This is a genomic window from Streptomyces corynorhini (assembly GCF_003346515.1).
Lineage (GTDB): Bacteria > Actinomycetota > Actinomycetes > Streptomycetales > Streptomycetaceae > Streptomyces > Streptomyces corynorhini.
Window position 1 is genome coordinate 1 of sequence record NZ_QQNA01000433.1, and the last position, 6,296, is coordinate 6,296.

Annotated in this window: 6 protein-coding genes; all 6 read right to left on the bottom strand. The window is 74.4% G+C overall.

From position 1 onward, the window contains the following. Positions 1-185: 185 nt before the first annotated feature. Positions 186-1,142 (bottom strand): carbon-nitrogen hydrolase family protein, encoded by a 957-nt coding sequence (locus DVH02_RS34015; protein ID WP_114627682.1) that lies wholly within the window; start codon positions 1,140-1,142, stop codon positions 186-188. Then, positions 1,133-2,365, bottom strand: a complete 1,233-nt coding sequence (locus DVH02_RS34020) for a M20 family metallopeptidase (protein ID WP_233518634.1) — start codon at positions 2,363-2,365, stop codon at positions 1,133-1,135. The genes DVH02_RS34015 and DVH02_RS34020 overlap by 10 nt, the downstream gene beginning before the upstream one ends. 119 nt (positions 2,366-2,484) lie before the next feature. Further along, a complete protein-coding gene (locus tag DVH02_RS34025) occupies positions 2,485-3,696 on the bottom strand; it encodes a mandelate racemase/muconate lactonizing enzyme family protein (RefSeq protein ID WP_233518635.1) in 1,212 nt (403 codons plus the stop codon). Next, complete coding sequence (locus tag DVH02_RS34030) at positions 3,693-4,919, bottom strand: pyridoxal phosphate-dependent aminotransferase (protein WP_114627683.1); 1,227 nt, start codon at positions 4,917-4,919, stop codon at positions 3,693-3,695. The genes DVH02_RS34025 and DVH02_RS34030 overlap by 4 nt, the downstream gene beginning before the upstream one ends. Positions 4,920-4,929: 10 nt before the next feature. Further along, the gene (locus tag DVH02_RS34035; protein ID WP_114627684.1) at positions 4,930-5,811 is read right to left on the bottom strand and encodes a GntR family transcriptional regulator; all 882 of its coding nucleotides are present in this window, start codon (positions 5,809-5,811) and stop codon (positions 4,930-4,932) included. A gap of 4 nt (positions 5,812-5,815) precedes the next feature. Further along, positions 5,816-6,296, bottom strand: a 481-nt coding sequence (locus DVH02_RS34040) for an amino acid ABC transporter ATP-binding protein (RefSeq protein ID WP_147286210.1), incomplete at its 5' end; no start/stop codon positions are given.

The following is a 6,296-nucleotide window of genomic DNA, read 5'->3' on the forward strand; positions in this document are numbered from 1 at the left end:
ACGATGACGGCGTCCAGTTCCTGGGCCTGGAGGGGGGCCCGCAGGGCGGCCGGGCGGCGGTCGTACTCGGCGGCCGGGAAGACAGGGGGCATGGGGTGCTCCTGAGGTGTCGTCGGGGGAAACGGGGGGCTCGGGGCGGGTGGCTCGGGGCGGAGACCGCTCGTGCGGCGCGGTGGATCAGCCGGTCAGCCGGTCAGCCGGATCCTGGTGAGCGGGGGCGGTGGGGCCTGCCCGAGCAGGTCGGTACGGAGGTCGGTCAGATACGGCAGTTCCTCGCGCGCGGCGGTGGTCGCGGCGGCCGACACCGTCACGACGCGCAGATCGTCGCGACCGTCCGCGCAGGCGGTGAGCCGGTGGCCGTCGGGGCCCCAGGCGCCGCTGCGGCCGAAGTAGCGCTCCCCCGCGATGTCGCCGACCGCGTTGACGACCAGGGTGCTGACGGTGTTCTCCACGGCGCGCGCCGGGTGGTAGACGCCGTAGCGGTACTCGGTGGGGCCGTGGGCGAAGGCGGAGGAGAACAGTACGGCGTGGGCTCCGGCGCGTGCGTAGGCGCGGGTCAGCTCGGGGAAGCCTGCGTCGTAGCAGATGCCGAGGCCGAGGCGGATCCCGCCGTCCTCGATCATGACGAGTCCGGTGCCGGGATCGAAGGCGTCGCGCTCGCCGTGCCACAGGTGCGCCTTGCCGTAATGGCCGCGAACCCGGCCGTACGGGTCGATGACGAGGACCGCGTTGGCCGGTCGGCCCCGGGTGGCGACGGCCGCTCCGAGCAGCACCCAGAGCCCGTGCTCGGCCGCCGCTTCCGCGAGCGGGGCCAGCGGGGAGCCGGGCGGTGGCTCCGTACCGGCCGGGGGCTCGGTCAGGGACCGGCCGTCGGGGTCGGCGCGGATCGCGTCGGGGTCGTAGCCGCAGGCGTACAGCTCGGGCAGGGCGAGGACGCGCGCGCCGCGCGCCGCCGCGACCGCCACCAGCCGGGTCGCCGCCGCGAGATTGGCCGCGAGGTCGCCGGGGACGCTGCGCTCCTGGCCGAGCGCGACGGCGAGCCCCGCGGTCGGCGCGGTGGTCGGCGCGGTGGTCGGCTCGGTGAACTGCTCCGTGGTCGGCCCCGCGGTCGGCTCTGTCGTCAGCTCTGTCGTCAGCTCCACGCCGGGCTCCGCGGGTCCGCCGCGAGGGCCTCGGTGAGGAGCGCCCGGAAGAGGCCGACGGAGTCGCGCAGTTCGTCGACGACGATGTGCTCGTCGAGCGCGTGCATCACCTCCAGACGCCCGGGGCCGCAGACCAGCGCGGGTACCCCGGCCGCCCTGAAGTGCGTCATGTCGCAGTTGACGGTGAGCCCGCCGAGCGAGTCGTCGGCGCCCGCCGAAGCGAGCGCCCGGCGGCACAGCCGGACGAACGGATGGTCCTCGGGCGTCTCCGAGGGGCCGCCCGTGCTGGGGGCGCAGGCCACGACGGACGCGCGCGCCCCGCCCTCCGCCGCGTTGAACCGGTCGAGCACCTCTTCGACCGCCGCCACGACGGACTCCGGGGTCTCCCCCGGCAGCAGCCGACGGTCCAGCGTGATCCGGCAGCGCTCGGGGACCGCGTTGGGCGCCTCGCCGCCCTCGATCAGCACAGGCGTGCAGGTGGGAGCGGTGAGCAGCGGGTGGCCGTGGTCCGCGAGCGAGGCGCTGTACTCCTCCAGCAGGCCGAGGACGCGCCCGGCGGCGGTCACCGCGTTCACGCCCTGGCCGGGGGTGGCGGCGTGCGCCGCGACGCCGACGACCTCGATCACCGGGCGGACGGAGCCCTTGTGGGCGGTCAGCAGCCGCATTCCGGTGGGTTCGCCGACGACGACCGCGTCGGGCAGCCTCCCCTCGCGGGCCAGCCTCGGTACGAGATGACGGGCGCCCGCCGAGTCGCCCTCCTCCTGCGACACGGCGGAGAAGACGATCTCGCCGCGCGCCGGGCCCGTACCGTCACCGGCGTCCGCGGCGCGGGCCAGCTCGATCGCCGCGCACGCCATGGCGGCCAGCGGCCCCTTGGCGTCGGCGGTGCCCCGGCCGTACAGCCGTCCCTCGCGCAGCGCGGGCACGAACGGCGGGCTGGTCCAGCCACCGCCCGCCGGGACGACGTCCAGATGCGAGTTGAGCATGATCACGGGTCCGCCCGGCCCGAACCGGCGGCGCGCGGTGAGGTTGACGCGTCCCGGCGCCAGCCGCTCGGTCTCCACCTCGAAGCCCGCGGCGGCGAGCGGCTCCGCGAGCAGCGCCGCGGTGGACTCCTCCTCGCCGGTCGGCGTGGTGGAGTCGCACGCGACCATGGCGGTGAGCAGGGCCAGTACGTCGGGTGCGGCGGTTCCTGGGGCGGTGGTTCCTGGGACGGTGGTCACTGCGGGCGTCGCGGCGGTTCGCGTTGTGTCCGTTGTCCCGGCGGTTCCGGTTGTCTCCGTTGTTCCGGCAGTTCCTGTTGTTCCGGCAGTTCCTGTTGTTCCGGGGGCTGTGGTCATGGTCAGAACGTCCTTGCTCGGTCGGGTGGTTGTACGGGGGCCGCCACCGGCAGCGGGGTGCCCACCGGGGTCAGCCCCTCGGGGTCCACCGAGACCCGGACACCGAGTCCGGCGGCCTCGGGCAGGCGGACGGCGCCGTCGCGCAGGTCGATGCCCTCGGTGACGTCGTGCGCGAGGTGGGCGCAGCCCCAGAGTTCGGCCACTTCGACGCCGAGACCGGCCGCCAGGTGGGCGGTGGTCGCGCAGCCGAGGCGCCCGCAGTCCATCTGGCCGAGTCCGACGTCGAGTCCGCGCGAGCGCGCGGCGTCGAACGCGGCGGCCAGGGCGGCGACGGTGCCCGCCTTCTCCAGCTTCAGATGGACTCCGTCGGCGGCGCCCGCGTCGGCGACGGCGTGCACCGAGGCCGCGTCGCGGACCGACTCGTCGGCCCACACCGGTACGCGCGAGGCGGCGCGCACGGCGGCGAGCCGCACCAGGTCGCCCGGTGCGACGGGCTGTTCGAGCCAGGCGACACCGTGGTCGGCGAGCCAGCGGGTGGCGGCGATCGCGGTGTCGGGCGCCCAGCCCCCGTTGGCGTCGGCGGCCAGCGCGACCGTGCCGCTGCCCGCGACCCGGTCGACGGCCTCCCGTACGGCGGCGATCCTGGCCCGGTCCAGGCCTGGATCGCCGCCCACGCGGACCTTGACCCGGCCGAATCCGGCCCGCGCGGCGGCGGTGGCCAGTGCTGCCGCCTGCGCCGCCGTGCCGAAGCCGATCGGCGCGTGGGTGGGCAGGGGCCCGGGGGGCCGTGTGTGCGAGGGGTTCAGGGTCGCCCACAGGGGCAGGCCCAGGGAGCGGGCCGAGGCGTCGCGCCAGGCGATGTCGAGGAGCGCGGCGGCCGGTGGGCAGTGGGCGGCCAGGCCGTCCGCGAGGGCGGCGGGGCCGGCCCACACCGGATCGGTGACGGGAGGCAGTGCGGCCAGGGCCGCGGCGATGTCATCGGCCGTGTGGTGGGTGGCGTACGCGCCGTTGCCCCTGGTCTCGGCCCAGCCGGTGTGTCCGTCGGCGAGCCGGACGCGGACAAAGACCTCCGTCAACTCCACTGTGTCCACCGAGTGGTGACGGAGCTTCAGCCGCAGGGGCAGCCCGATCACCCCGTACCGCACCTCGACCACACCGGACGGTGTCACGGGCGTCGCGGACGACACCGCGCGCGGGCCCCGGCCCGCTGTCACGCCGGGTCCAGCGAGCCCACGACCTCGATGATCCGGTCGAGGGCGGCGTCCCAGACGGTCTCTTCCTGCGCGAAGCACAGCCGCATGCGGCCGGTGCCGGCGAGTCCGAACTGGTAGCCGGGGTTGACGACGACGCCCGCGTGTTCCTTGAGGGCGAGTGCCACGGCCTGGTCGCTCGCTCCGGTCAGCACCTCGGGGAAGAGGTAGGCGGTCCCGTAGGCGGCGTTGACACGCATCACCGAGGAGGCGTTGATCTTCTTGACGGTGGTGTCGCGCAGGGCCTGGTACTCCACGAGCCGCCGGTCGAGGAAGTCGGTGTCCTCGGCGATCCACCGCGCCAGCAGGTGCTGGGCGTACGAGGGAGCCCGCAGCGCCGTGCAGGACTGCACGTCCTCCATCGCGTCGACCAGCGCGCCGGGCGCCACGGCGACGCCGAGCCGGTAGCCGGACAGCGACTCGGTCTTGGAGGGGCCGAGCAGGGTGACCGTACGCTCGGCCATGCCGTCGAAGGCGGCGAGGTGGTGGAACTTCTCGCCCTCGTACACCAGTCGGCAGTACAGCTCGTCGGCGATGACGGTGAAGTCGTGGCGGCGGGCCGCGTCGGCGATCGCCGCGACCGTCTCCTCACCGTAGATGGCACCGGTGGGGTTGTTGGGGTGCGAGAAGACCATCAGGCGCGGTCCCTCGGCGGCGGCGTCCTCCAGCGCCTGGAGGTCGAGGGTGGGGCGGGCGCGGTCGCCGCCGGTGGACTCGTCGGGCCAGATCATCGGGATGCGCCGGACCCGGGCGCCGAAGTAGCGCAGCATGCGCTCGGTGGAGAGGTAGTCGGGGTCGGGCAGCAGGACGAGGTCCCCGGGCGAGAGGATCGCGGCGAGCGCGGTGAACAGCGCGCCCTGGGTGCCGGGGGTGAGGATGACGTCCGCGGGTCCGGTGGCGGGGATGCCGAGGCCCGTGGAGACGTTGTGCGCGACGGCCTCGCGCACGGCGCGGTCACCGCGGTAGGGGGTGTACGTCATGCCGTCGCCGCCCGCGGCGGCGTTGAAGGTGGGCAGCGCCCACTCGGGGGCCGGGAAGCGGTGGGTGTCGGCGTAGGTGGCGTCGAGCAGGCGGTCGGGGCCCGGCCCGTTCTCCAGTTCGCGTTCGGCCTCGCGTACGGACATCCCGAGCCGGGCGGTGTGTTCGGGCAGGGACAGGCGCTCGATGGCCTCGGGCAGATGGATCACGATCGTTTCCTCACTGTGTCCGGTTCGGTCGAATGGGTCGAATGGGGGTTGTGACGGGAGAGGTGGTGGGTCGCGCGGCCCTTCCGGGGCCGACCGGGTCGGCCAGGCGCGCGGGCTGGCCGCCGATGGAGCCCGTCAGCAGTGTCAGTCCGCCCAGGACATGGGCCCGGGTCAGCGCGGCGGACTCTTCGGCGTCCCCGCACAGCAGGGCGTCGAGGATGGCGGTGTGTTCGTCCACCGAGATCTGGGCCCGTTGGGAGTCCGCGAGGTAGAGGGCGAGGTAGCGGTCGCTCTTGGCCCGCAGCTGGTTGAGCGCGGCCAGGGTGGCGGGCATCGCGGCCATCGCGTAGACCGCGTCGTGGAACTGCCGGTCCAGCATGCGCACCTGCGCGGCGTCTCCGAGCGAGACGGCGATCCGCTGGCGCTCCAGCAGCAGGCCGAAGTCGGCTGCCTGGAAGTCGCGTTCGGACGCGTCCGCCTGGGCCGCCGCCGCCGCGAGCACCCCTTCCAGGGCCGCCCGGCCGTTGTAGATGTCCCGGGCGTCCGCGACCGAGACCTCGGCGACGATCGACTTCTGATGGGGGCGGTCCACCACCAGGCTCTCGGCGGCCAGCCGGGACAGGGCGTCGCGCAACGGGCCCCGGCTGATGCCGAGTTCACCGGCCAGGGCCTCCTGGCTGAGCTGCTCCCCCGGGGCCAGCGCACCGGTCAGGATGCGCTCGCGGAGCTGCTGGTAGGCCCAGTCCTGTTTGCGCAGGGACCAGGGTGCGGTCGGGCGGGCGGCGGAGACCCGGCGTTTCGCGGGCGGCGCGGTCGGCGCGGTCGGCGCGGTCGGCGGCGGAGACGGGGTGGGGTCCGGAGTCGAAGTCGGCGGCGGAGTCGGAGTTGTCATGGTCCTACTCTCCGAGGATCTGCTCGAAGAAGGAGCGGGTCCGCTCATGTCGCGCCGCCGTGAACAGGGTCTCCGACGGGCCGTCCTCCACGATCCGGCCCTCGGCCATGAACACCACCCGGTCGGCGCTCCTTCGGGCGAAGCCCATCTCGTGTGTGACGACGACGATGGTCATCCCGCTGTCGGCGAGGTCGCGCATGACGGCGAGCACCTCGCGCGTGAACTCCGGGTCGAGCGCGGAGGTGGGCTCGTCGAAGAGCATCAGCTCGGGGCGCATGGCCAGGGCGCGGGCGATGGCCACCCGCTGCTGCTGGCCGCCGGAGAGTTCGTACGGATAGTGGTCGCGACGCTCGGCGAGCCCCACCCGTTCCAGGAGTTCATGGGCCTCCTCGCGCGCCGTGGCGCGGGAGACCCCTCGTACCCGTACGGGCGCCAGCGCCACGTTCTGCGCGGCGGTGAGGTGCGGGAAGAGGTTGAACTGCTGG

Coding starts and splice junctions, on each gene's coding strand:
- DVH02_RS34035 (WP_114627684.1), bottom strand. CDS start 5,811: ATGACAACTCCGACTCCGCCGCCGACTTCGACTCCGGACCCCACCCCG.